The organism is Reinekea blandensis MED297, assembly GCF_000153185.1.
GTDB classification, from domain to species: domain Bacteria; phylum Pseudomonadota; class Gammaproteobacteria; order Pseudomonadales; family Natronospirillaceae; genus Reinekea; species Reinekea blandensis.
Map to the genome: position 1 here is coordinate 453896 of NZ_CH724152.1, position 23151 is coordinate 477046.

23 protein-coding genes are annotated in these 23151 nt (G+C 56.7%); 7 read left to right on the top strand and 16 right to left on the bottom strand.

Features of this window, described 5'->3' with window-relative positions; genetic code table 11:
* Positions 1-6 precede the first annotated feature (6 nt).
* Together MED297_RS13685 and MED297_RS21410 are read left to right on the top strand one after the other, a co-directional pair.
* Positions 7-450 carry a YtoQ family protein gene (locus tag MED297_RS13685; protein ID WP_008045889.1) on the top strand — a complete coding sequence of 148 codons (444 nt, stop codon included), beginning with the start codon at positions 7-9 and terminating at the stop codon, positions 448-450.
* A gap of 144 nt (positions 451-594) precedes the next feature.
* The gene (locus MED297_RS21410) at positions 595-2160 is read left to right on the top strand and encodes a methyl-accepting chemotaxis protein (protein WP_008045890.1); all 1566 of its coding nucleotides are present in this window, start codon (positions 595-597) and stop codon (positions 2158-2160) included.
* 19 nt (positions 2161-2179) lie between these two features.
* Here the strand turns inward: MED297_RS21410 and MED297_RS13695 are convergent, their stop codons facing one another.
* From MED297_RS13695 to MED297_RS13745, 11 genes are all read right to left on the bottom strand, one after another.
* On the bottom strand, positions 2180-3190 hold the full coding sequence (locus MED297_RS13695; protein WP_008045891.1) for a FecCD family ABC transporter permease: 1011 nt from the start codon (positions 3188-3190) through the stop codon (positions 2180-2182).
* Positions 3187-4176 (bottom strand): FecCD family ABC transporter permease, encoded by a 990-nt coding sequence (locus tag MED297_RS13700; RefSeq protein ID WP_008045892.1) that lies wholly within the window; start codon positions 4174-4176, stop codon positions 3187-3189. The genes MED297_RS13695 and MED297_RS13700 overlap by 4 nt, the downstream gene beginning before the upstream one ends.
* Positions 4163-5074 carry an ABC transporter substrate-binding protein gene (locus tag MED297_RS13705; protein WP_008045893.1) on the bottom strand — a complete coding sequence of 304 codons (912 nt, stop codon included), beginning with the start codon at positions 5072-5074 and terminating at the stop codon, positions 4163-4165. Before MED297_RS13705 ends, MED297_RS13700 begins: the two co-directional genes overlap by 14 nt.
* 51 nt (positions 5075-5125) lie before the next feature.
* Positions 5126-5899, bottom strand: coding sequence for a (2Fe-2S)-binding protein (locus MED297_RS21415; protein WP_008045894.1), 774 nt, complete (start codon positions 5897-5899; stop codon positions 5126-5128).
* A gap of 22 nt (positions 5900-5921) precedes the next feature.
* Positions 5922-6872 carry an ABC transporter substrate-binding protein gene (locus tag MED297_RS13715; protein ID WP_008045895.1) on the bottom strand — a complete coding sequence of 317 codons (951 nt, stop codon included), beginning with the start codon at positions 6870-6872 and terminating at the stop codon, positions 5922-5924.
* 69 nt (positions 6873-6941) lie between these two features.
* Positions 6942-7970: a FecCD family ABC transporter permease gene (locus MED297_RS13720; RefSeq protein WP_008045896.1), complete on the bottom strand. Its 1029-nt coding sequence runs from the start codon at positions 7968-7970 to the stop codon at positions 6942-6944.
* An 8-nt stretch (positions 7971-7978) separates the two neighbouring features.
* Complete coding sequence (locus tag MED297_RS13725; RefSeq protein ID WP_008045897.1) at positions 7979-8977, bottom strand: FecCD family ABC transporter permease; 999 nt, start codon at positions 8975-8977, stop codon at positions 7979-7981.
* Complete coding sequence (locus tag MED297_RS13730; RefSeq protein WP_008045898.1) at positions 8974-9819, bottom strand: ABC transporter ATP-binding protein; 846 nt, start codon at positions 9817-9819, stop codon at positions 8974-8976. Before MED297_RS13730 ends, MED297_RS13725 begins: the two co-directional genes overlap by 4 nt.
* Positions 9820-10033: 214 nt before the next feature.
* A complete protein-coding gene (locus tag MED297_RS13735) occupies positions 10034-11590 on the bottom strand; it encodes a methyl-accepting chemotaxis protein (RefSeq protein ID WP_008045899.1) in 1557 nt (518 codons plus the stop codon).
* A 179-nt stretch (positions 11591-11769) separates the two neighbouring features.
* Positions 11770-13185: a dihydrolipoyl dehydrogenase family protein gene (locus tag MED297_RS13740; protein WP_008045900.1), complete on the bottom strand. Its 1416-nt coding sequence runs from the start codon at positions 13183-13185 to the stop codon at positions 11770-11772.
* 37 nt (positions 13186-13222) lie between these two features.
* Positions 13223-13672, bottom strand: a complete 450-nt coding sequence (locus MED297_RS13745; RefSeq protein ID WP_008045901.1) for a DUF1499 domain-containing protein — start codon at positions 13670-13672, stop codon at positions 13223-13225.
* 120 nt (positions 13673-13792) lie between these two features.
* Here MED297_RS13745 and MED297_RS13750 point away from each other — a divergent pair, with 120 nt between their 5' ends.
* Positions 13793-14221: a MarR family winged helix-turn-helix transcriptional regulator gene (locus MED297_RS13750; RefSeq protein WP_008045902.1), complete on the top strand. Its 429-nt coding sequence runs from the start codon at positions 13793-13795 to the stop codon at positions 14219-14221.
* Positions 14222-14310: 89 nt separating this feature from the next.
* Here the strand turns inward: MED297_RS13750 and cspE are convergent, their stop codons facing one another.
* The 3 genes from cspE to MED297_RS13765 form a co-directional block, all read right to left on the bottom strand.
* Entirely contained in the window at positions 14311-14517 is a 207-nt protein-coding gene (gene cspE / locus MED297_RS13755; RefSeq protein ID WP_008045903.1) for a transcription antiterminator/RNA stability regulator CspE, read from the bottom strand.
* A gap of 226 nt (positions 14518-14743) precedes the next feature.
* Positions 14744-15886: an alpha/beta fold hydrolase gene (locus tag MED297_RS13760; RefSeq protein ID WP_008045904.1), complete on the bottom strand. Its 1143-nt coding sequence runs from the start codon at positions 15884-15886 to the stop codon at positions 14744-14746.
* Between the two features lie 110 nt (positions 15887-15996).
* Complete coding sequence (locus tag MED297_RS13765; RefSeq protein WP_008045905.1) at positions 15997-16998, bottom strand: serine/threonine protein kinase; 1002 nt, start codon at positions 16996-16998, stop codon at positions 15997-15999.
* A 124-nt stretch (positions 16999-17122) separates the two neighbouring features.
* On the opposite strand from MED297_RS13765, the gene MED297_RS13770 reads away from it, so the two are divergent.
* The 4 genes from MED297_RS13770 (at position 17123) to MED297_RS13785 (ending at position 21458) form a co-directional block, all read left to right on the top strand.
* Entirely contained in the window at positions 17123-17470 is a 348-nt protein-coding gene (locus tag MED297_RS13770) for a metalloregulator ArsR/SmtB family transcription factor (protein WP_008045907.1), read from the top strand.
* A gap of 203 nt (positions 17471-17673) precedes the next feature.
* Complete coding sequence (locus MED297_RS13775; protein ID WP_008045908.1) at positions 17674-18684, top strand: ArsJ-associated glyceraldehyde-3-phosphate dehydrogenase; 1011 nt, start codon at positions 17674-17676, stop codon at positions 18682-18684.
* Positions 18684-19913: an organoarsenical effux MFS transporter ArsJ gene (arsJ, locus tag MED297_RS13780; protein ID WP_008045910.1), complete on the top strand. Its 1230-nt coding sequence runs from the start codon at positions 18684-18686 to the stop codon at positions 19911-19913. The genes MED297_RS13775 and arsJ overlap by 1 nt, the downstream gene beginning before the upstream one ends.
* 177 nt (positions 19914-20090) lie before the next feature.
* Entirely contained in the window at positions 20091-21458 is a 1368-nt protein-coding gene (locus MED297_RS13785; protein WP_008045912.1) for an MFS transporter, read from the top strand.
* On the opposite strand, the gene MED297_RS21420 is transcribed toward MED297_RS13785, so the two are convergent.
* Both MED297_RS21420 and MED297_RS21915 read right to left on the bottom strand, forming a co-directional pair.
* Positions 21435-21875 carry a JDVT-CTERM system glutamic-type intramembrane protease gene (locus tag MED297_RS21420; RefSeq protein ID WP_008045914.1) on the bottom strand — a complete coding sequence of 147 codons (441 nt, stop codon included), beginning with the start codon at positions 21873-21875 and terminating at the stop codon, positions 21435-21437. The genes MED297_RS13785 and MED297_RS21420 overlap by 24 nt on opposite strands.
* Positions 21872-23083 (bottom strand): family 16 glycosylhydrolase, encoded by a 1212-nt coding sequence (locus MED297_RS21915; protein WP_086004887.1) that lies wholly within the window; start codon positions 23081-23083, stop codon positions 21872-21874. Before MED297_RS21915 ends, MED297_RS21420 begins: the two co-directional genes overlap by 4 nt.
* Positions 23084-23151 lie beyond the last annotated feature (68 nt).

A 23151-nucleotide genomic window follows, 5' to 3' on the forward strand; every position in this document is an offset into this window, starting at 1 on the left:
GATATTATGATTTGGACGGTTTATTTATCCGGTGAAATACACACGGATTGGCGCGAACAGATTATTCAGCAGTGTGCCGAACGGGAGTTGCCGGTGGAGTTCACCTCCGCGGTGACGAATCATGAGCGCAGCGATGCCGCGGGCGATTGTCTGGGACCGGAAGCGTTGCCGTTCTGGCGGGATCACAAGTCAGCAAAAGTGAATGGCATTCGCACGCAAACCTTACTGGAAACCTGTGATATCGCTGTCGTGCGCTTCGGTGACAAGTACAAGCAATGGAACGCCGCCTTCGATGCCGGTTTCTGCGCGGCCATGGGCAAGCCTTATATTACCCTGCACGATGAAGACCTTGTGCACCCGTTAAAAGAAGTCGACGCGGCCGCAATGGCCTGGGCCAAGAGTGTTGACCAGGTCGTTGATGTTCTGGCCTATGTGACGTCATCTCGTTGAACCCGCCCTACCGGTGACCTCCGGGTCACCGCCATCTCTCGCCCTTCCCCTGTTAAGTCTTGATGCTGCCGGCCGATACCTGAGAAACCAGTCTAAACTTTTCTGTTGAAAGTATGACGACGGGTTCTGCTCGGAGGGAAGCAAATGAAAATCAAAACTCAGGTGTCAGCCAGTCTGACGGGAATCGTATTGTTGCTCGTTATTGTGGCCGGCGGTGGCTACCTGGCCACATCCGTGGTGAACCAGGCCGGGTCGGTATTGGGTACCGCTCTGGTACCCGGTGTGCAGGGGTATAACAACCTGCGCTATGAGACGCTGGAAATCGCACTTCAGGCGTTTCGGGGCGACATTGACGGAGTTCAGTCTCAGGCCGCACCGCTGATTCCGAGAATCGAAGCTTTCATGGTCACCCAGCCAGACAGCCCGTTTTATGGTGATCAGGTGCTTCAGGAAGGACTGACGTACATCGGTGATACGTTGCTCGCCGTGGTCAGAACAGCATCGTTGCAACAGGCGGGTCAACCGCCAACGCCGGAGTTTGTGGAAGCGCTGAGAGCGCTCGAGGCCATGGAAGTCCGTGCCGCCGAGGTGATTCAGTATTTGGTGGATTCAACGATGGCGAGAGTGAATGGGGTCATCGCCACCAGTGTCCGGATTCTGATCATTGTCAGCCTGATTGCCGTTTTGATTGCCATCGTCGTGGGAACGTTGCTGACCCGTAAACTGAATCGTGGTTTGGTCAGTTTGAATGCCTCATTCCGGCAAATCAGTGATGGCGATCTGACCGTGCAGGCCGATGATTCTTCAAAAGATGAGTTTGGGGAGATTGCTTCCTACTTTAACGGGTTGGCGTCCAACCTGAAAAATACGGTCGGTGAACTCGGTCAAATGATGTCGACTCTCTCAGAGCTGAGTACCCGTTTCCGCGACAGCGGCGTTCGGTTCCAGGAGCGCGCGACGCAGACCTCCGATGAAACCCAGCAGGTGGCCACTGCCATGACGGAAATGGCGGCAACCATTCGGGAAGTGGCTCAGAATGCCGAAGCGACCTCAGGTCAGGCGCAAAACGCCTCGACGCAGGCGCGCGATGCCCGCGGACTCGTGGCAACCAGCGTGACTAACTCGCAGACTCTGCAAACGCAGATGACCGACATTTCCGGACAAGTCTTGCAGTTAAAAGACAAAACTGAATCCATCTCATCGGTGATTGACGTCATACAGGGCATTGCAGAACAGACCAACTTGCTGGCGCTGAACGCGGCCATCGAAGCGGCGCGTGCCGGCGAACAGGGTCGGGGCTTTGCCGTTGTTGCCGATGAGGTTCGAACCCTGGCAACGCGAACCGCCCAGTCTACGCAGGAGATCATCGATGTGATTCAGGCATTGCAGAGCATGTCGGAAAGTACGTCTCAGCAGATCACCAAAGGCCGGGAAAGTGTCGAAGCCAACGCTGAAGCCATTGCCGCCATCGAGAGCAGCCTGACCACGATACTGGACAATATTTCCTCGATATCGGACATGAACCATCAGATTGCGACGAACTCGCAGGAGCAGTCTCATGTCGCGGAAGAGATGAACACCAACGTCGTCCGCATCAGCGATCTGTCTGAAGACAATGCAGCCCAGACTCGACAGATTAATGAAGACATCGGCACCATTGATGAGCTGGTTACGTCCGTTCGGGAACTGATTTCCCACTTCCGTTATTAATGCGGTTGGCTGCTGGCCATCAGCGACGCTGTCTGGCCAGCAGAAAAATAAAGAACGGTCCACCGATGGCCGACACGAAGATACCGGCCGGCAGATCTCGGGGCAAAAACAGGGTTCGTCCGGCAAGGTCAGCCAATAGCAACAGATTGGCGCCGATCAGAGCACAACCGATCAGTTGACCGGGTAAGTGCTTCGGCAGCAGTTGACGGGTCAGATGCGGGGCCAGTAAGCCGACAAACCCGATGGCGCCGGCAAAAGAGACCGCCAGCGCCGCCATCGCGGCACTCAGGCATAGAATCAGCAACCGGATGGGCAGTGTGGACAGGCCCAGGCCGACCTGTTGTTCATCGGACAGTGCCAGCACCGCCAACTCGCGTTTCAGCAACAGACACCCCAGTAGTGCCACCACCGTGGCCGGTATCAGCCAGTGATTGACGGCGCTGTTGGCGCCATAAAGCGTTCCGGTCAGCCAGGTGTAAGCCATCGCCGAGGTTGTGGACTCGGACATGACCAGCAGTAAGGTCGTGATGGCGGCAAAACCGCTGTTCAGGCAGATGCCGACGAGGACCACTCGCGTGACGGACAACCGTTGTTTCCAGGTCAGACCCAACAATGCAGCGGCTGCCGTCAGGGCGCCAATAAATGCCCAGATCGGCTGCCAAAAGGGTGCTGCGCCTGCGGCCACGACAATAAACAGGACGGCACCGACCGAGGCACCGGAGGTAATGCCGACAATGTCCGGCGACGCCAGCGGGTTACGCAGCAATCGCTGCAGCAGGAATCCGGACAGTCCCAACAATGCGCCCACAGAACAGGCAAGCAGGCTTCTGGGCAGGCGCAGAGTTTGGACAATAAAGTCCTCGTTGAGGCCCAGCATTGCCGGTATGACTCTGTCCAGCGGCAGCCGGGAGTGGCCGATGGCGACGGACATGACCAGAATCGCCAGGCTGATGATCATCAGCAGGGCTAAGCGCAGATGAGAGGGCCATTTAGTTGATGGCATGGGAGCATTGGTGGAGGCTTGTGTCATAGCGCCACCTGTCGTCGGGTAACCAGAACAAGGAACACCGGAATGCCAATGGCGGCTGTCATCACGCCGATCGGCATTTCCTGAGGTGGGATGATAAAGCGCGACAAGGTATCGGCCAGTAACAACAAGAGCCCGCCGATCAGCGCGGAAACCGGAACGAGCCGGCGATGGTCGGTGCCAACCAGGCGTCGGGCGGCATGGGGCACAATCAAGCCGATAAAGCCGATCAGTCCGGCAACGGCGACCGAGCCGCCGGCGAGCACAATGACCGCCAAGCCAGCCATCGGGCGCACGCGATTGACGGACTGACCCAGGCCAGCGGCCGTTTCGTCATCCAGCAACAGCAGGTTCAATAACCGACTGCTGAGCCAGACCAGTATGGTGACCACCAGAACCCAGGGCGCAAAGGCACCCACTGCTTCCAGCGATCGTCCGGCCACCGACCCACCGAGCCAGTAGACCAGCCCGGACAGGGTGGCCTGATCGGCGATCAGAATGCCCTGGGTAAGCGCCGTAAACATCGCCCCGCAGGCGGCACCGGCCAGAATGATGCGCAGTGGTGACAGCAGCCCGCGTTGCCAGGCCAGCAGGTACACCAGCGCTGTTGCCACGGTCGCACCGAGAAAGCCGAGCAGCATGTAACCAAGCAGGCTGGACAAGTTCAGCCAGGTGAAGCCAATGGCAATGAACATCAGGGCGCCAGCATTAATCCCCAATAGACCGGGTGAGGCCAGGGCATTGCGGGTCAGGGTCTGGCTTAATACTCCGGCGACGGCCAGTGCCGCCCCAATGACCAGCGCTGTGGCCGCACGGCTCAATCGGTTGATGCGCACCACGGTGTGTTCGACCGAGGTGGCATCAAAAGCCGTGAACGCCTGCCACAGGTCCTGTTGCGAAATGCGTGTCTGGCCGAAGCTGAGGCTCATCCAAAAGGCTGAAAACACCAGCAGAATGAGCCCCAGCAACAGCGGTTTAGTCGAGACCATAGTGGCTTCGGATGTCCTGCAGCATCTGGCGGGCCGCCAGCGGGCCGCCGGCCATGTTCCAGGCGACCTGATCGACCCGGTAAACCGCATCGTTCTGCACGGCATCAAGGGTTTGCCACAGCGGGTGTGCGGTCCATTGCTGATAAGTCTGTTGTACCGCGTCGTCGTCTTCCATGAAGACAAAGGCAACGTCGGCATTCATCGACGGAATCGATTCTTTGCTCGTCAGTTTCATGCCCCAGGTGTCTTTCAGATGGTCAGCCGGGCGTTCAAAGCCAAGATCCGCCAGCACCTGACCGGAGAAACCCTGAAAGTAAATACGGGCATGGTCAGCGCGGAAGTTCAGCATGGTCACCTGTTGTGGCCAGTCGTCCTGCAGTTGTTCAGCAATGTCGGCCTGGAATGCGTCGGCGTCCGCCTGCCATTGTGCCAGCCAGGCGTCAGCAGCATCGGCTTTGCCGGTGACTTCAGCCACGAGTTCGAGCGTTTCATCGAACATAAAGACGGTTTCGTGGGCCACGGTCGGGGCAATTTGACTGAGCTGGTCGTAGACTTTTGCATGACGAACTTCGGATGCGATGATCACGTCCGGCTGCAGTGCCGCGATGGCTTCCAGATTGGGTTGGGTTTCCAGACCGACCAGGGTGGTGTAATCCAGCTCACCGCGCAGGTATTGGTAAATCGGTTTTTCGACCCACGACTCAACCGCGCCAACCGGTTCAATGCCCAGCGCAATGGCGGCGTCGGTGGCACCTTGATAAAGGGTCACAATCCGAACGGCCGGCTCTGGCAGCGTGGTGGTGCCGAGGGCGTGGTTGATGGTCAGTTCGGCATACGCCGAGGGCAACATCAGGGACATCGCCGTGACGGCGAGTAAGCGGGAAAACTTAGGCAGCATAAAGGTGTCCTTGTACTTCGTTTTGTGTGGATGATCGTTGAGGGACAGGGCTCAGGCAGAGAGCGACTGTCGCAGAGACTGTTGTAATCGTTGCTGTTGTTCTTCGGGCTTCAGCAGCACACAGGTGGCGCAGTAATCGCGATCGTCGGCGGTGTAAAGTCGACAACACCCACCGCGAATCCGGTAGCTTTGTTCGACCTGCACTGGAGCCTGATCTTTTCCCGGCACCCAGACCGAGACCCGGGTGAACCCGGTTTGTTTGTTACGCAACGGCGAGGGTTCTGCCGCGAGGATGTCCATCGCGCGAGCTTCCGCCTCGGCTTCGTTGTTGAGGGTGCGACCGACCATCTGCCAGGCGACGGCGACTGAGTCAGAGATCAGCCGCCATTGCGCCGCGGCATTCAGCCGGCTGGTGGTCTTTACCGGGCCGATAAACGCCGACATCAGGTTGATCAGCATTTCCCGAAGTGTCGCGCTCGAGACGGCTGCCAGATCGACCGACGTCAGCCGGAGCCTTAGTTGCTCGTCTTCTTCCCTGAGCCATAGGTTGGTTGAGGTTAACGGCGGTACCTGACCCAGGCTCAGATCACACGCCGCCAGAATGGTGGCGAAGATGTAAGAGACACGGCCAACGGCAAAGGCGCCCTGGCCGCGTTGGTCCAATCCCGGATAGTCAGTTGCGAAGCGCTGATATTTCTGCGCTAACCAATCACTTTGCAGGGCTTCATCCAGGCGATGCCAGGAAGGATCAACCGGTCCGATATCGATATGAAACAGCCGGTTGGCATTCAGTTCAGCAAAGATGGCATCCAGGGCATGACTCATCGGGCAACTCCGTGGGTTGGCTTCAGCGACGCGCGTCTGCGATGGTGTCCGGGTCGCCGTCGAGTGCGGCTTCAATCATCGGCACCATTTTGTCAAAGGCGTAAGACAGGCTCAGCAGTGAGGCAAACGAAAACGCGCCGGTCACTTCGGTGCCGAGGAACACTTCGCGGTTTTCTTTCACCACATCAAGATAAGGCCGCGCTGGCACATCCATGATGTTGCTGAAGTCATCGGTCGAGGTCACCCACATCAGCAGATCGGTATCGATGGCGGAGAGGTCTTCCATCGAGAAGGTGACCCAGAACTCGTTGGTGTCAATGGCGTCGTCAATCACCTGTGGCGTCACGAAGCCCAGCTCGGACATCAGCAGCGGCCGGATATCATTTGAGGTGTAAGCGCCCACCGCATCCTGCCAGCGATTGGCAATGGCAATGGTTTTACCGTCCCAGGACGGGTGCGCGTCAGCAATTCCGGCCAGTTGCTTTCGGATGGCGTCGACACGAGCCTGTGCTTCGGCTTCTTTGCCCAGTACACGTCCGGCGGTCAGAGCCTGTTCGTCCCAGCTCATGGCATAGTCGCCTGTGCCTTCGGGGACCGCGACGACCGGGGCGATTTTGCTGAGTTTGTCATAATCTTCCTGCGTGATGCCGGACCAGATGGCAATAATCACATCGGGGTTCGCGGACGCAATCTGCTCGAAGTTCAGGTCGCCCTTAAGTACTTCCGGCTCGGTCGTCAGGGCCTCTTGCGCCCATGGCCAGACCACTTCCGGGTAGTCGCCATACCAATAGCGGATGACCACCGGTTGCACACCCAGTGCAAGCAGGTTGTCTGCGCCATTAAAGTCAACCGTCGCCACCCGTTCCGGGGCGCTTTCGATGACGGTGGTGCCGAACTTGTGATCAATGGTCAGCGGGAAGGCCTGAGTCAGGCCCGCGACGAACAGAGTCGCCAGAGCTAGCAGTTTTCGCATGTTATCTCCTGAAGGTCAGTAAAGCGGTGTCCGCAACGGCTGTTGTGGACATGAGGTTAAGAAATCCAATCACAGTGACGGCCTCGGTCTGAGCATCAACCAGATAAAGACCGGCGCGCCGATTAATGAGGTGACCAGTCCGGCCGGTAGTTGTATCGGGTCGAACAGCACGCGCCCGGCCAGATCGGCGATCATGACCAGCAGGCCGCCGACCAGAGCCGTCAACAGTAAGAAAGTGGCCGGGCCGGTGCGCAGAATCTGGCGGGTCAGATGCGGTGCCAGCAGCCCGACAAAGCCCAGCGGTCCGACGACCGCCGTGGCCAAGGCCGCGGCCATGACCGCACTGAGTAACTGAACCCGACCGACGCGTCGCAGCGGAACGCCGAGCCCGGTGGCCGTTTCATGGCCCAGCGCCATCGGTGACAGGGCCCGTGATTGCAGCAGATACAGGACGATCAGTACGCTGCAGGCTATCGCAAGTATGCGTACGTCTGACCAGTTGGCGCTGTTAACACTACCGGCCAGCCAGGCCAGTGCCGACATGGCTTCTTCGATGTCGCCATAGGTCAACATGGCCGACGTTAACGCCGTGATGAAGGCGGCGACGCCGATCCCCATCAGTATGAACTTCAACGAATGGCCTTCACCCGAGACCAGGCGAATCAGAGCGGCCACGCCGAGCGAGCCGGAAAATGCCGCGACTTCGCGCCATTCGTTACCAAACTCAGGAAAGACCACAATCAACGCCACCACCGCCAGGGCCGCGCCCTGTGAAATACCAATCAGACTCGGGTCGGCCAGCGCATTGCGCGTCAGGTTCTGCAGCATGGCTCCGGACAAGGCAAACAGCGCCCCGCTGAACACGGCGACCAGCGTGCGGGGTAAGCGGAACTCCCAGACCACCAGTCGATGTTGCGCATCGGCCAGCGGGTTTTGCAGCGCCTGCCAGACATCCTGTGGCGAGAGCTCAAAACTGCCGCTGAGCAGACTGATGACCAGCGTCAGCAGGACCAGAGCGACGGCCATGCCCAGCGCCAGCAGGCCGGAGGGTTGCAGCCGGAACGAAATCTGATCCTGAAACAAACGGACGACAGTCATGATGAGCCTCAGTTCAGCCGCGAGCGGACGAGATAAATCAGCAGCGGTGCGCCGAGCATGGCCGTGATCAGCCCGGTTGCGATTTCCTGCGGACGAACCACCAGGCGGGCGATGACATCGACACCCAGCAGATAGGCCGCCCCGAACAGCGCCGAATATGGAATAATCCAGCGATAGTCTGACCCGATGAACAGGCGAACCAGGTGGGGAATCACCAAACCGATAAAGCCCAACGGGCCGGCCATGGCGACCGATGATGCGGTCAATACCACCACACACAGCAGCAACTGAGCCTTGCGCCGGGTTATTGGGATGCCCAGGCCGGCCGCCTGTTCATCGCCCATCGACAAGGCCGTAACTGAGGGCGCCAGAACGATGGCCGCAGCCAAACCGATGAGCATCCAGGGCAGGGACCAGATCAGCTCAGAGAGATCGCGACCGGCAACTGAGCCGACCAGCCATCCGCGCAGCGCATCGAAGGTTTGTTGATCGAGTAAATGCAGTACGGAAATGATGGCGGCAAAAAAGGCCGACAGGGCCGCACCGGACAAGGTTAACGACAAGGGCGTGGCACCGCCGGGTGCCCGGCTGGCAACGGTCCAGACCAGAATGGCCGCAAGTAAAGCACCGACAGCCGCAATAACCGGCAGTAACGTCTGAGATTGCAGATCGAAAACCGAAAGTGCCAGTACGGCGGCCAGTGAAGCACCGGCCATTAAGCCCAACAGGGCTGGATCGGCCAGCGGGTTCCGGGTGACACCCTGCATCAGCGCCCCGGCCACGGCCAGCGAGGCGCCAACCAGAGCCGCAATGAGGGCCCGGGGCAGACGCAGGTCACGCACAATGATGTGATTAAACTGCCCTTCATCGAAGTGCAGGAAGGCCTCAAGTACGGTACCGAACGGCAGGCTTTTCGCGCCGACGCTGAGGTGCCAGACCATTGCCACGAGGACAATGCCGAGCCCCATCAACAGTCCGCTGGCTGAATACGCCTGAGTGCGATTCACGGTTGCACGACCTCCGCCAGAGCAATATCGGCCGCTGGGGTTGTGTGGTGAGGCACCTGAGTGGGCACGCACATCAGGCGGCCGCTGTAAGGGTCGCGGAGAATCTGCGCATCCAGATTGAATACCGACTTCAGATTGTCGCGGGTGAAAATCTCATCCGGATGCCCCTGCGCCTGCAAACGACCGTCTTTCATCATGATCAGATGATCGGCAAAGGCGGCGGCCATGTTCAGCTCATGCAGCACTACGACCAGTGTGCGTCCGTGATCGTGCGCCAGAGACGTGAGCAGATTGAGCAGATCGACCTGGACCCGCATGTCGAGAAAGGTGGTCGGCTCATCCAGCAGAATGACCGGGGTCTGTTGCGCCAGAACCATGGCGATCCAGCAACGCTGACGTTGACCGCCTGACAGAGCCGATACCGGCCGGTCGGCCAGCTCAACAGTGTCCGTCATGCTCAACGCTTCCTGAACCGCAGCTTCGTCTTCTCGGCTCCACTGCTGGAAGAGAGACTGGTGTGGGTAGCGCCCCTGAGCGACCAGTTCACGAACCGTCAGACCTTCGGGTGCAATCGGGCCCTGCGGTAGCAGCGCCAGTTGTCGGGCAACATGACGGGTTGGCTGGTCGTGCAGGTTGGCGTTGTTCAGAATAACCTGACCCTGATGAGGTTTGAGAATACGGGCCATGCATTTCAACAGCGTCGACTTGCCGCAACCGTTCGGTCCGATCAGGGCCGTCAGTTTGCCGGAACCGATATGAAAGTTGGCGTCGAAGACGACAGGATCCTGGTAACCGGTGGTCAGTTGGTCGACCCGCAGCAGAGTTTCAGGCAGGTGGGTCATAGACAGTTCTTCAGAGAATTTTAACCTGAATGATAATCGTTGTTATTTGCAAGTCAATACACAATTAAGAATCATTATTGATTTGGCGCAAGAGATGCGCAGATTTGAGCAGGCGTGAAGTCTTGACACAGGTGCTTGAACGTAGGAGCTCGGGCGGGTGAGGCAGGGTCAGCGGTGACCAAAAACTGATCACCGGTGACCCTGTGTGCAGATGTCAGCGGAAGCGTTGGATCAAAACGGATTGTTTCTCAGCCTGGTCGGTTAACCGATCACTGAACTGCAAAGTGTGTTCTGCACTGTCCGACAGCTCTTCGGTGAGGCCCAGTACGGCTTCAGAGTTTTTCGAGATTTCATCGCTGGCGACCGCTTGTTGATTGGACAGATCGGCAATGGTTTCAATGTTCTGCGTCACACGATCAATGGCGTCCGCGAGATCATGGATGTACTGCTGGACCGTATCGATTCGTTTCTGTGTCCGGCTTGTCATCTGATGCCCTTCATCAATTGACGCCACCGTTTTTTCAGTCGCTGCCACCAGGGTGTTGATGATATCGGAGATGGTCTCGGTGGAATCCTGCGTTTTACTGGCCAGAGAGCGGACTTCATCCGCCACCACGGCAAAGCCCCGCCCCTGTTCACCGGCTCGGGCCGCTTCAATGGCGGCGTTCAGTGCCAGCAGATTGGTTTGTTCGGCAATCCCGCTGATGACGGAAATCACCGAACGAATCTGTTCGCTGTCTTTCGCTAATTGATTGACTACATCAACCGTTTGGCTCATGGAGTTCACCAGCTGCTGAATCTGTTCACTGGCTGCCTTAAGCTCACTGAGCCCCTGCTGCGCCTGCTCATTAGCCTGTTGTGCGGCGCTGGAGGAGTCGGCGGAGTTGCCGGCGATTTCCTGCACGGAATGGCTCATTTCCTGAACCGCCGAGGCGACACCATTCAGCTGATCTTTGGCCTGCGCAATGGCGCCAAACTGTTGCTGGGAACGATCATGGTTATCGGCGGACAGAGAGGTCAGTAAGTCGCCCTGTTGATTCATTCGTTCCAGCACCGTGTGCAGATGCCGTTCGTGAAAAGACTGCAGCATCTGCAGCCGGCTTCGCGGCGTCAGATGGCCGGTGAAAATGTATTGGGTGATGGCATCATCGTTGAACTTGCCCAGATATTGATTGATTTGCGGTTGCAGATCGGTCATCCGTTGCAGCAGCCAGGTCAGCACAAACAGCAAGACACCGACCAGCCAGCCCCATTGTGGCGTGACCCATGAGGCTGCGACTAATCCGATGACGGCAACGACGGCCGGACGCAGCCAGTGCAGATTGCTCTCAATCAGTCGGGGATACCAGGGTAAGGGTGGTTTGCCGGCATTCAGGTTGGCGTAAACCTGTTCCGCTCGCTCGACCCAGGCTCTTTCTGGTTTTTGACGGACCGACTCGTGGGAGACGATGGTGTTGTTTTCGTAAGACGGGGTGACATAGGCGTCCACCCAGTAGTGATCGCCGTTTTTGCAGCGGTTCTTCACGATGCCGCGCCAGGGGCGGCCGGCGTCGATGTTGTCCCACAGCAGTTGAAACGCGGCTTGCGGCATGTCCTGATGACGAACGATGTTGTGAGCCTGACCAATCAGCTCATCACGGGTGAAACCGGCAATGCGGCAGAACGTCTCGTTCGCTTCGGTAATGACACCTTTTGGCGTCGTCGCACTGACAAGCTGATCATCATCGGTCAACGGTACTTCTACCTGAGTGACCGGTCCTGTTTTCCGCATAATATGAAACCCTTACTCGACTGCTTTACTTCAGAGGTATCGTCGGCTCTGGATGAATCCGTGGTATTGATCTTGTTATCGGATGTTTGAGCGACAAGTCTGTCAATATAGATGGCTATCGGCAATTGTACAGCAAGCTTGAGGGCAGGCAGGGACAAGGGGCCCACAGGCCCCGGACATCAGGCGTCTTTGGTTTCGGCTGAAGCCGTAGAGGATCGGCGGAACAGTTTGACCACAGGATGGTTCATCAGCCCATCGAGGAAAACCTGCTGCGCCATTTGTCGCAACGCATCGGCGTAGGTCGGGTAGGGATGAATGACGCCCTGCAGTTTGCTGAACTTCATGCCCAGAGATTTCATGACCTGCACTTCGGCGATCAGCTCGCCGGCCCGTTCGGCCAGAATGTGGGCACCCAGCACGCGACCTTTGAGGGTAATCAGTTTAATGTGCCCGATATCCCCGGCCTTGGTCTTGGCCCGATCCAGTTTGTCCGCCATGTCATATTCAAAAACGCGGATACGGTCACCATATTGTTCGCGCGCTTCGGCTTCGGTCATCCCGGCGCGAGCAAACTCCGGATCGGTAAAGGTGGTCCAGGCCACATGTTCGTAATTGGCTTTGCGGTTGATCGGCAGAATGGCGTTCATTGCCGCAATTTTAGCCTGAAAGTTGGCCATATGGCTGAGCTGATAAGGTCCGGCGACGTCACCGCAGGCATAGACGCCCTTCGCTGTCGTCTGTAAATGCGCGTCGACCACAATGCCTCGATCGGCTTTAATGCCGGCCGCGTCGAGGTTCAGTGAACCGATGTTGGCTTTACGACCGAGTGCCAGTAACAGGGTTTGCGCTTCGATCTGCCCGGATTCGCCGTCTTTTTCAGTGCTCAGGCGTATCCCGGTTTCAGTTTTCTCAACGCCAACGGCCTTGGTGCCGAGCTGAAATCTGACGCCTTCTTTCACTAACCGCTCACGCAGGATGGCTGCATAGGCGGGCTCCTCGCGGAACATGATCTCGGGCATCATTTCCACGACCGTCACCTCGACGCCAAGTCGGTTCATGGCTTGTGACAGTTCCATGCCGATGGCACCGGCCCCCAGCACGATGATCGATTTCGGCAGGGTTTCCTGCTCGAAAAAGCTTTCGTTGGTCAGGAACGGCACCTCATCCAAACCGGGAATCGGTGGCACCAGCGGACTTGAACCGGTGGCAATGATGATGCGTTTGCCACGATAGGTTTCCTGGCCCACTTTGAGAGTTTTTGCATCGACAAACGCGGCCTCACCCTGAACAAAAACTGCGCCGGCTTTTTCAAGCACTTCCGGCGTTTCGTGTTCGTAAATGGCCTCACTGACACCGCGAACCTCTTGCAGCAACGTGCGCGTGTCGATGTCAAAGTCGGCAAACTTACGGGCGGTGTGAACGTCCTTGGCGCGATTGATCAGCCCCTTGCTGGGGACACAACCCGACCAGGTGCATTCGCCGCCGGGACGGTCTTTTTCAATGATCAGGACTTTTTTGCCAAAGCCGAGTGCGGTGAAGGCTGCTGTGAGCCCGGCCGCGCCGGAGCCGATGACGATCAAATCGTATTGGTTCATACCATTCTCTGCTGTTCAGGTGAGTGAGAAGTCAGACCTATTGCTGCTTATAAAGTTCAGTCAGGGTTTCGTATCGCGTTCGGTTCAGCCCGAGGTCGGAGCGACCGGCACGGCTGGCCGAGCGGAAGTGAACGACCTGATTGTCTGTGTCGAGCCAGAATTCCGCGTCATCGTGGTATTTCATCAACGATGTGGTGAACACAACATACAAATAGGTGTCCGTTTCTTCTTTAATCTCGCCGCCACCGTATGCTTCAACCGCACGTTTGATGGCAAACATCGTATTTTCGGTCGTGTCTTTGAACGGCAGTGGTTCGACTTTTTTCTCCGCCACATCGGTTTGCGTTGAAACGTTATTGGGTTTGCTGCTCAATGGGGCGAGTTTGCCATCTCTGACACCCAGGTTAGGGACCTGAGCGTTCTGCCAGTAAATCGCCGCGAAGGCGAGGACAATCAGGACGGCAATAATGATCAGTAGCGTCGACATAATAGATTTCCTGTTCTGGTTGGTATTTAGTTTGTGCGCAAAATAATGCAGCATTGCATTTGACCTGTCAATGGTTTGTGCGCAAACTATAGCAGTTTTTCGAGACCCGAGTGTGAGCCCATGTCCAACCCCAAACTGAAACTGGAAAACCAGATCTGCCATTCACTGTATTCGGCGACCAACGCCCTGGTTCGGGCTTACCGTCCGTTGTTGGAAAAACTGGATCTGACCTACCCGCAATATCTGGTGATGTTGGCGCTGTGGGAAACCGATCATGTGGCCATCAAGGATCTCGTTCGTCGCACCCGATTCGATGCTGGTACGCTGACGCCGATTCTGAAGCGCCTCGAAGCCAAGGGAATTATTCAGTTGGTTAAAGATGATGGGGACTCGCGTCAGAAATCGGTGGTGGTCACCGAGGCCGGGCGGGACATGGCCGTTATTGCTGAAGCGGTGCCGGATGAGTTGACCTGTCAGATCGATATGACGGCCGAAGATGCCATACAGTTAAAACTCCTGGCGGAGAAGCTTTATTCCCGGTTGTCGTAAGTCGGAACCGGTGGTGGGATAAAAACGTCAGGCACAAAAAAGGCAAGCCGTTGGCTTGCCTTTCTGTTTGAGCGATTAAACGCCGGTGCTTAGATAGCAACGATGTTCTCAGCTTGTGGGCCTTTCTGGCCTTGAGTTACAGTGAACTCAACTTTCTGGCCTTCAGCCAGAGTTTTAAAGCCGCTGCCGGTGATGGCGCTGAAGTGAGCAAAAACGTCAGGGCCGTTCTGCTGTTCGATGAAACCAAAACCTTTCGCTTCGTTAAACCATTTAACGGTGCCGGTAACTGTAGACATAATTTTATATCCTGTAGAGATAAATAAGTTTGTGTTGTTCACCGTGGTGGACAACTGGATTTAGCATTGAAGAATAAACTGGTATTTAGAATCTACAGAACGAAGTACTACGGGTGCTACGACTAAGACTTTAAACGAGAGCTATACTTTCTAGCTGCGTGCACAGTATAGAGCGCCTCACCCAGAGTCAACGTTTATTTTCACTCGGGGCGCGCTTTTTCGGGAGTCATCTTGGCGAGAGCCATTCCAGCAACGCCTTTTCGATCTGTGGGTGCCCCAGCAGGTCCAGATGGCCGCAGTCCGGAATCCTCAGCTTATCGGAGTCGGCCAACGGCAGGCTTCTGTCCGGATCGCGATGTTCACCGAGCGCACTTTGCACCGGTACCAGCCCATCGCCGTTGTCGCCGGTCAGGGACGCGGCCACCGCGAGCATTCGGACACCCTCTGGCAGCTGACTCGGGTCTGGGTGGTAAGGGCGCGGCTCGGGCCCGACCAGACGCCCATGGCGAAGATCTTTTATGCCCTGACTGCGCAGTTTCGCCAATCGTGCAAACGGGGCGCTGTAAGGCGTTTTTTCCAGCAGACGTTCCAGCAGGGCTCCGGCTTGCGCCAGAGGTGCTCCAAAGTGCGGGGTGCCCAACGTGATGACGCTGTCGAGGTGGTGCACCCAGGGGTGCTGTGCTTTCTGAGCGGTATAACAGGCCCGGCGGGCCACTAAGCCGCCCATGGAATGGCCAATCAATATGAGCGGTGGCGTTTTGTCGGGTGATGCAAACAGTCTGTTGAGCTGCTGACTCAGTTCATCGCCATTGTCGAGAATGGATCGACCGGAGTTGTAGTGCAGGTACAGAACCCGAAGATTCAGGGTCTGAGTCAGTGCTTTTGGATAATTGCAGGCACGTGTAGACCAGTGTTCATCGTGCATACACAGGCCGTGGATAAACAGAACGACCGGTGTCGTCGAGTGCTGACCGAGGGGTGCCAGAGCCTCGTCGGTCACAACCTGTCCGTTTTGACGGAAGGTCATCGGGATCGCCAGTGGACTGCCTTGCTGTTCGAGGTAATCCCCGATGACACCGTTCAATGCCGCCCGCAGATGTCGCTGAACCGGGCTGGGGGTCTTGCTGTCAATCAGGTTATCCAGCTGCCCCAGTGCCTGTTCCGCGGAACGACCGCTAAGTGTGGCCACGCGCCGAACATTGCGATAAACCATCCCGGTTATGCCCCGGGTTCGGTGGGGGGCGGAGGAAGACCCCGACACCGGCTGGGTAATCGTGGCGTGCAGACTTTCCACCAAATCCGTCATGGCCACGACGGCCTCGCGGGTTAAACGGCTGACGGCTTTCAGGGGCAGGCGATCGGCAGACATAGTGAACTCCACCCGGGGGCTGGTCGGTATCCCGGAGAGGTGAGCAGGTGACCAGTCGGTTTAGCTTGCGCCTGCCGGACAGCCGGCGCAAGTGAAATCGGCGATGCAGGTCAGTAACCGGTGTACGGCGCCTCGGCCTGAGCGATGGCGTCCTGCAGGGCTGCCCATTGTTCGCGCAACGCCAGTAAGTGCTCACTCCAATAGCGTGCGGAACCATACCAGGGAAACGCCTGAGGAAAGGCAGGATCTTCCCAGCGCCGTCCGATCCACAAGGCGTGACGGACCATGTGAGCCGTTCGCAGCGGTTCAATCAGTTTCAGTTCCCGTCGGGGAAAACTCCGGAACTGTTCATAACCTTCTTCCAGCTCGTTTAACTGTAGCTGCTGATCCGCCGGCGATCCGGACAGCAGCTTCCAGATGTCCTGCATGGCCGGGCCGGTGACGGTGTCATCGAAATCCACAATCAGCATCCGGTCGTCGCGGGTCAGGATGTTGCCGGGATGAAAATCGCCGTGAATGCGGAACCGGGTGCAGTCCGCCAAGGTGTTTTCAAATGGGGTTAACAGGCTTTGCAGGTTGGTCAGCGTGTCCAGATAGTTGGCTCGGATGTCCTCCGGGATCAGATCGCTGTCAGCAAAAAACGCCAGCGCCTCGTTGACCGGTTGCAGTAGTGACAAGGATTGTCGGTGTTTGAACGTACCGGCTTCGCCAACATTGTGCAGCCGGGCCAGTTGCTGACCAATGCGATAGAGTTTATCGGGGTTGTCGAGTTCGAATGCGTGGCCGGCTTTCATCGGGAACCCGGCGAGCAGGAAGCCGTCGCGTTCGAACAGGCGCTCGCCATGAATGTCAGCCGCCGGGATGACGTCGAGATCGGCTTCGGCCAGTTCGTCAATAAAGTTCAGTTCTTCTTCGACCTGGGCACGGTTCCAGCGACCGGGGCGATACACCTTAAACACCATGGGCGCGGCGTCTTCAATGCCGACCCGATACACCCGGTTTTCAAAACTGTTCAGGGGGTAGATCCGGTAGTCGGTATCCAGTCCCAGAGATTCCAGCCAGTCAATCAGGGTGTCCTGAGTCAGGCGGGCATAGGGATGTGTCACGCTCATAAAGATGTTCACTTCGACAGTCGGATTCGGGCGGGAGTATACCAAGGGTTGTCATGAAAAATTCGTTTTAATATATATGAATATTCATATATATTGCGCAGCGTATATGAAGAGGAACGGCACGATGACGCCAGAACAGTTTTTTAAATGCCTTGCAGACGAAACCCGCTGCCGGTGCCTGTTGCTGATTCAACAGGAGCTCGAGCTCTGTGTGTGTGAGTTGATGGCCGCGCTGGACGAGAGTCAGCCGAAAATCTCCCGCCATTTGGCGCAATTGCGCAAATGCGGGTTGCTGGAAGATCGCCGGCAGGGGCAGTGGGTGTTTTACCGTGTGTCGCCGGAGTTGCCGGCCTGGATGGTGTCTGTGCTGCAGCAAACGCTGACCAGTAATGCCGACTATCTGCAAACAAATCTGACGCGTTTGCAGGCCATGGGCGATCGCCCGGAACGGGTGAATGCCTGCTGTGCATAAGTAATAAAAAACTAAGTAAGGCTTCGACAATGAGGCCTGAGCCAGAGAAGGTTCTGGAAACCCGCGATAAACACATCCCTGTGCGCTCGCCAACAACGTCCTGTTGTTGGACGGTTTCCAGAACCTTCTCTGACCCAGTCTTTGCAGCCAACTTTAATATTGGAACTTTTTAAACTTAAACGACGTTAACGAGGGGTCTTTCGATGACAATTCGAGTGGGTATTAATGGTTTTGGCCGAATGGGGCGTCTGTCTTTCCGTGCCGCCTACGACTGGCCTGAGGTTGAGTTCGTACAGATTAACGATCCGGCGGGTGATGCGGCGACGCTCGCGCATCTGGTGACCTTCGATTCCGTTCATGGTCGTTGGCACCACGAGGCGAACGCTGTGGAGAATCAAATGGTGATTGGCGAGCACAAGATTGCCGTCACCCAAAACAAAACCATCGGTGAAACGGACTGGTCGGGTTGCGATGTCGTCATAGACGCCAGCGGCAAGATGAAGAGCAAGGCGGTGCTGCAGGCGTACCTCGATCAGGGTGTTAAGCGCGTTGTGGTCACTGCGCCGGTTAAAGAAGAGGGCGTGTTGAACGTCGTAATGGGCGTGAATGATCATCTGTACAATCCGGCCGAGTATCCCATTGTGACGGCCGCGTCCTGCACCACAAACTGCCTGGCGCCGGTGGTGAAGGTCATCCACGAAACCTTTGGCATTGAGCACGGCTCGATGACCACGATCCACGACATTACTAACACCCAAACCATCATTGACGCACCCCATTCAGACCTGCGTCGCGCGCGGGCCTGTGGCAGCAGTCTGATCCCGACGACAACCGGCTCGGCGACCGCAATTACTCATATTTTCCCGGAACTGAAAGGGCGTCTGAACGGGCACGCCGTACGTGTTCCGTTAACCAACGCCTCGCTCACGGACTGTGTCTTTGAACTGAAACGGGCGGTCACAGAAGATGAAGTCAACACGGCCTTAAAAGCCGCGGCCGACGGCGCACTGAAAGGGATTCTGGGGTATGAAGAACGACCGCTGGTGTCGATTGATTACCGCACCGATCCACGCTCCAGCGTGATTGATGCGCTGTCGACGATGGTTATCAATGGCACCCAGTTGAAGCTCTATGCCTGGTACGACAACGAATGGGGCTACGCCAACCGAACCGCCGAACTGATGCGTAAAGTCGGTCTGGCGGATCAAGCCTGATGATCGAGCGGTTGTCGCGATTGCCGGCGCCTGTCCGGCAGTATCTGATCGTCACCGGGAACTACTGGGCTTTTACCCTAACCGATGGCGCGCTACGGATGCTGGTCGTCCTGCACTTCCATCAGCTGGGGTATAGCCCGTTGCAGGTGGCGATGTTATTCCTCTTTTATGAGATTTTCGGGGTCATCACCAATCTGGTCGGCGGCTGGTTGGGCGCGCGTATTGGCCTGAACCGGACGATGAACATCGGTCTGTTCCTGCAGATTGCCGCATTGTCCATGCTGTTGGTGCCGCCGTCGGCGTTAAGTGTTGTTTGGGTCATGGCGGCACAGGCCATCTCCGGCATCGCCAAAGACCTCAACAAAATGAGTGCGAAAAGTGCGATTAAAACGTTGATTCCAGCCGATGCACAGGGGCAGCTGTATCGCTGGGTGGCGCTGTTGACCGGATCGAAAAACGCATTGAAAGGCGCCGGTTTTTTCCTGGGTGGCCTGTTGTTAACGCTGTTCGGGTTCCGGTTGGCCATGTTGATCATGGCGGTGGCGCTGTTTTGGGTTTGGTTGCTCAGTCTCCGGTTCCTTAAAAAAGATCTGGGCGTCGCAAAGAACAAGCCCAAGTTTCAGGACATTTTTTCTAAAAGCCGTGCCGTGAACATTCTTTCGGCGGCCCGGATGTTCCTGTTCGGGTCGCGTGATGTCTGGTTTGTAGTTGCCTTGCCGGTCTACCTGTCCGTCGCGCTGGATTGGCACCATTGGACCATCGGCAGTTTTATGGCGCTGTGGGTCATTGGCTACGGCATCGTACAGGCCAACGCGCCCAAACTTACACAGCGCGGAGCGCAGTCACCGGACGGCCGCCATGCTCTGGTGTGGGCTTTGGCGTTGTTCCTGTTACCCGTGCTGATCGCACTGGCCATCACCTTGGATTGGTACCCGACAGAAATACTGCTAGGCGGTTTGCTCGTGTTTGGCGCCTTGTTTGCGCTCAACTCATCACTGCACAGCTATCTTATTGTCAGTTATGCCGGCGAGGATGGTGTATCACTGGATGTCGGCTTTTACTATATGGCCAATGCCATGGGCCGGCTGATCGGCACGGTTCTTTCGGGATGGATCTTTCAGCGTTGGGGGCTGGCCGCCTGTCTGTGGGTGTCGGCCGCGTTTATTGGCCTGACGGCACTGATTTCGGTTGCGTTACCGAGAGGCCACTCCCAAGAAAGCGCCTCCTGACGACCGCCATTAGCCCAGTCGGGTTAACAGGTCGGCTCGTCGGATTCTGGCGTTAGGCTAAACAATGGATGGGTATCACCGGACCATTGATGACGTCAGTTCATTTGAAAACGATTTCAATTGCCTGGAATGGGGGTTTCGCTCTATGTTTTTCTAAAAACAACAATCGAGTGAATCATGTCGTCCCCCGTGCTGAAAACCTCTACCCGTGCCGCCTATGGTCTATCCGATCTGGGGGTCAACATCCTTGTTATTGCTTCTATCCTGATCACCTTTACCTACCTGACCACGGTTCTGGGCGTCGCGCCGGGAATCGCCGGGTCGCTGTTGCTTGGTGCAAAGGTGTGGGACGTCATTTCCGATCCGCTGATCGGCCGCTTCAGTGATCGTACCCGCAGTCGTTTCGGGCGTCGGCTCCCGTGGATGGCCGTCGGTGCGGTTATCATGGGGCTGGGTTTTGCCGGGATGTTTGCCGCGCCGCTGACATCGGCATCGCCAACACTGCAAGGTGTGTATTTTGTCGTGGCTTTAATGGTCACCTACACCGCCTTTACCATGGTCGGAGTTCCTTATGGCGCCATGACACCGGAACTGACCGAGGATTACGATGAGCGGTCCAGCCTGACGGCCTGGCGAATGGGGTTTGGCTCGATTGGTCTGTTGTTAGGAGGTGCCGGGGCACCGGCTCTGATTTCGCTGTTTGGCGGTGGCATTGAAGGGCACCGTATCATGGGATTGATTTTCATACCGCTGGTGGCACTGCCCACCCTGATGACGGTCTGGGCGCTGCGACGACAGCCGTTGCAATCCACCGAGGTTGTCGACATTGATCTCAACCAACAGTGGCAACTGGTGAAACAGAATCGGCCGTTCGTCCGGCTTGCTCTGCTTTACATGGTGCAGGCAGGCATGATGGCGCAGGTGACGGCGGGTCTGCTCTTGGCCTGTGCTTATCTGTTTGATTCGGCCGACCCGAATGCGCTGCTGACCCAGATGTACCCCTTGTTTGTGCTGACCACCATTGTGTCGTTGCCGATCTGGCTGAAGCTTTCCGCTCGCACATCCAAGCATCAGGCGTTTGTTCTGGGTGGTCTGGTGTTTACCATCGGCAGTTCTCTCATGGTGCTGATGGGACCGGATACCGTGCCCGCCGGTTTTGCTTTGATGGTCATCATCGGGCTCGGTTATGGGGCTTACATGATTTTCCCGTGGGCGATGATGGCGGATGCCATCACCCATGCTCGGACCTATACCGACATCTCGTTGGAAGGCGTTTTTAATGGTTGGTGGACGGCGCTGCAGAAAGTCGGCATCGCGCTGGGACCCTTTGTCATTGGCTGGATGCTGCAATTGGCCGGCTTTCAGTCGTCGACCGATGGCTCCTTTCCCGAGCAATCGGAATCCGCTTTGCTAGCCCTTCGGTTAGGCGTCTCCGTGGTGCCGGCCGTGATCTTCGCACTGACGCTGATCGGCATCCATCGCTGGCCATTGGGGCGTTCGTCAACCGAAGTGTCGATTGAGTCAATGGATCTGGTTGCCAAGTAGGGCGAGATTGAGCCAGAAGCAAAGGTTCATGGTTGCATGCAATCCGGTACAGATCAGTATCGACCTCGTGTGCTGCCAAACCTGGCCGAGAATCAACGATGGGAAAAAGACCAGCCATCCGACTGGCCCCTGATGAAATCCGTGCAGCCACGCAAATAACAGGGAAGCACTCAGGTTCGCCACCAAAGCCCCCTGGTTGATCGCCAGTTTGCGGGTCAAAGACTGCTGGATGAGCCCCCGAAACACAGTCTCTTCCAGCAGAGGGATCAGCATCAGAAACCAGACCCAGTCGGCACCGCTGGGTTTGGGTAAAGTGCCGTAGAGTGACTGTAGCGGCAAGAACAGACCTGACAGCGGCGACAGATACAGCAGGGTTTGCCGTACCTGAAGCCGTTCAACCTGCCGACTGAACATCATCCGTGACGAAACAGTTTCCGCAAGCCATACAAACCGCTCAACGCCAGCAGCACGATCAACGATAAATCACCGCCGCCGCCCGGACCGGCATAGGTACAGCCTCCAGCAGCCGGTGCGGTACGCTTTTTGAGCTCGGTGACGGTTGTTTGTTGGTTGTCTGGTTCCCGATCATCGTGAAAGTAGAGGGTGATTTCATTGGTATCTGACAGTGCGGAGGTTGGCACCTGATACTGATCGTTGGCGTCGGCCGCGACCTCTTCATCATTGACCAGAAGTTTGTCGATGATGACAGTGTCCCCGTTGCCGTCTAACAGCTCGGGCAAGATAGTAATGGCCGTTCCGTCGGGGTCAAATTCCGTAATGAACTCGCCGTCCTGCAGAAACTGGAGATTCGCGATCGGGGCGATGTTGACCTGCGCGCGGTAATGGTCTTGATCGATGCCTTTGTCACCGGCCGTCAGGGCCAGCACCAGATGATCATCAATGACATCCATGTTTTCCGGAGCAAAGGTCACCAGGTTGGTGTCGAACGTCCAGTCGCCTTTGCCCCAGCGGGTGTTGTCCATGGTGCTGAAATCGTCGCGCCAGCTGAACTCATACTCACCGTCCTGCCATTCGTGATACTCAATCCAGTCAAACACCTGATACAACGGCAGGGTACTCTCATCAAACACCCCGACCCAATCGACGACTTCGGATACCCAGACATTCGCCCGATAGGTTTGCGGTGTGTCACGTAAGTCGACGATCTGTTGAGAATCAGTGGCAAAATCTTCCCGGACCGTCACGCCATCAACCTGCCAGCGCACGACATCCGGTGTCCACTCCAACGTGTAGGTGTGAAACCAGTTGATGTGTTCAATGGTCGAGTGATCCTCTGACATCACCTTGTCTTCGGAATGACCGGTAATGATATTGGTCTGCATCAGGTCGGGTTCGGACCCGATGACCTCAATATCAATTTCGCGCCAGGGGATCTCATTGCCCGCCCAGGATTGGTTGTCGTAGGTAAAGAACGATGACACGACCCCCGGTGCGGAGAGCAGTCGGGCGCGGAAAACAAACTTTCCGTATTGCACTGTCTCAAAGCTGAAGAGTTCTGCGCCATAGAGAGGCTCTGAGGCGGTGTTGGTGGTTGGATCATCTGCGATCGCGTGAGCCGTCAGACCGATGGTCATCAAGCTCATCAAGGCTAAGTTTTTGGTCATGTGGAGATACCTGTTCATGTAATTGTTGTTTGGAACCGGTTCCAAAAAGATGGAAAATTTTTTGGAAT